At 71.9% G+C, this 2,287-nt stretch carries 3 protein-coding genes; 2 read left to right on the top strand and 1 reads right to left on the bottom strand.

The window, feature by feature from the left end:
• On the bottom strand, positions 1–611 hold a 611-nt coding region (locus AC1D15_RS28040), incomplete at its 3' end, for a LysR family transcriptional regulator (protein ID WP_477828586.1).
• A 66-nt stretch (positions 612–677) separates the two neighbouring features.
• Here AC1D15_RS28040 and AC1D15_RS28035 point away from each other — a divergent pair.
• Entirely contained in the window at positions 678–1,115 is a 438-nt protein-coding gene (locus tag AC1D15_RS28035) for a GlcG/HbpS family heme-binding protein (protein WP_477828585.1), read from the top strand.
• Between the two features lie 40 nt (positions 1,116–1,155).
• Positions 1,156–2,148, top strand: coding sequence for an MBL fold metallo-hydrolase (locus tag AC1D15_RS28030; protein ID WP_477828584.1), 993 nt, complete (start codon positions 1,156–1,158; stop codon positions 2,146–2,148).
• Positions 2,149–2,287: the final 139 nt, after the last annotated feature.

The following is a 2,287-nucleotide window of genomic DNA, read 5'->3' as shown; positions in this document are numbered from 1 at the left end:
AGGTGCGGCAGCACGGCGAACTGCTTCAAGGTCAGCGTGCCTTTCACGCCGATCACGCCCGGCCGCGCCACGCAACAGTACGGCACCGTCGCGAGCGGCCGGCTGCGCTGCCAGGCCGGCCCGGCGGGGAAGGCGCCGATCGCGAGATCGAGTTGCTCCTGCAGCAGCATGTCGGCGATCCGGAAGCGGTCGGTCGCGACGACGGCGATGCGCGCCTGCGGCGCCTCTGCCGCCAGCCGCGCGACCAGGCCGGGCAGCAGCCAGGTGTCGATCCAGTCGGGCATGCCGATCACCAAGCTGCGGTCGCTGCGCGCCGGATCGAAGGCCGGGGCATCGGAGACGACGGCCTGCAGCTCGGCCAGCGCCGGCGCCAGCGCCGACTGCAGCTCGAGCCCGCGCTGCGTCGGCTGCATGCCGCCCTTGCCGCGCACCAGCAGCTCGTCGTGGAACAGCTCGCGCAGCCGCGCCAATGCGCCGCTGACCGCCGGCTGGCCGAGGTGAAGGCACGCTGCCGCCTTCGACACGCTGCGCTCGCGCAGCAGCACCAGCAGCGTCACCAGCAGGTTCAGGTCGACGCCCCTGAAATCACGTTCTCTGATAGTTCCGATCATTTCAATCGATTTGCGTGATGAAGGCTTCGATTGAATCATGGGCCACCCTTCAACGGAGCAATGCCCATGACTTCTTCCATCCACACCCGCCCGCTGGCGTCGATCACCCGCGAGGCCGCCGCCACGCTGATAGCCCACGCCCAGGCCGCCGCACGCTCGCTCGGCATCCACGTGACGGTGGCGGTGACCGATGCGACCGGCGAGCTGAAGGCCTTCGAGCGCGACGACGGCGCCCGCTTCCTGACCGCGTCGATCGCGGTCGACAAGGCCTGGACAGCGACCTCCTACGGCGTGTCGACCCGCCAGTGGACCGCGATCCTCGAGCGCCCGATGGCGGCCCAGCTCRCGCACCGGCCGCGCTTCGTCGCTGTCGGCGGCGGCTGCCCGATCTTCGACGGCACGCAGCTGGTCGGCGGCATCGGCATTTCCGGCGGCGACGCCGAGCAGGACCACCAGGTGGCCGAGCGGGCCATTGCGGCGCTCGGCCTGGCCGCCTCGGCCTGATCGACCTTTCCCTCCCTCCTTGAACGAGAGATTGCTTCCCATGTCTTCTGCCCTGTTCTCCCTGCGTGCCGCAGCCGGCGCATTGGCCTCCACCGCCATCGCGCTCGCCGCACTCGGCGCTGCCGTCACGCCCTCGGCCACACGGGCCGCCGCCCCGATGGTCAAGACCCAGGCACCCGGCTTCTACCGCGTGATGCTCGGGGCCTTCGAAGTCACTGCACTGAGCGACGGCACCGTCGACCTGCCGGCCGACACGCTGCTGCACCCGCCGTCCGGCGCGATGGCCTCGCGGCTCGCTGCCGCGCACCTGAAGAGCCCCGTCGAGACCTCGGTCACCGGCTTCCTGGTCAACACCGGCGACAAGCTGGTGCTCGTCGACACCGGCGCCGGCGCGCTGTTCGGGCCCACGCTCGGCAAGCTGACCGCAAGCCTGCGGGCCGCCGGCTACCAGCCCGAGCAGGTCGACGAGGTGCTGCTGACCCACGCCCACCCCGACCACGTCGGCGGCCTGATGGGGCCGGGCGGCGTGGCGTTCCCGAACGCCACGGTGCGCCTCGACGAGGCCGACGCGCAGTACTGGCTGTCGGCCGCGAAGATGGAGGCCGCGCCGGCACAGGCCAAGGGCTTCTTCCAGGGCGCGATGGCCTCGCTGAATCCCTACGCCGAAGCCGGCCGGCTGAAGCCGTTCGCCGCCGGCACCGAGCTGCTGCCCGGCATCCGCGCCATCGCGGCACGCGGGCACAGTGCCGGGCACACGGTCTATGCCGTCGAGAGCCAGGGGCAGCGCCTGCTGCTGATCGGCGACCTGATCCATGTCGGTGCCGTGCAGCTCGACGACCCGCGCGTCACGATCGCGTACGACAGCGACGAGCCCGCCGCGGCCGCCACGCGCCGCCAGGTGTTCGCGCAGGCAGCCGCGCAGAACACGCTGATCGGCGCCCCCCACCTGCCGTTCCCCGGCCTCGGCCACCTGCGCCGGGCCGGCGCGGGGTACCGCTGGCTGCCGGTGGACTACACGGCACAGCTGAAATAGCGGCGCCGTCCGGCCGGGCAAGGGCGGTGCGCGAACCGGGCAGCGTGCCTTAGGATCCGCCCATTGCCCATGACCGACCCGTCGCTTCCCGACCGCTCCATCGCATTGCCGCTGCGCCGCCTGGCCCTCGCCCTGGTGG

The sequence above is a fragment of the Rhizobacter sp. P2_H2 genome (assembly GCF_056403375.1).
The sequence above is the reverse complement of the archived record's forward strand: the minus strand, read 5'-3'. Positions and strand labels throughout refer to the sequence as shown.

Excerpts from the sequence above, each read along its gene's own strand:
- AC1D15_RS28030 (WP_477828584.1), top strand. The coding sequence starts at position 1,156 with ATGTCTTCTGCCCTGTTCTCCCTGCGTGCCGCAGCCGGCGCATTGGCC.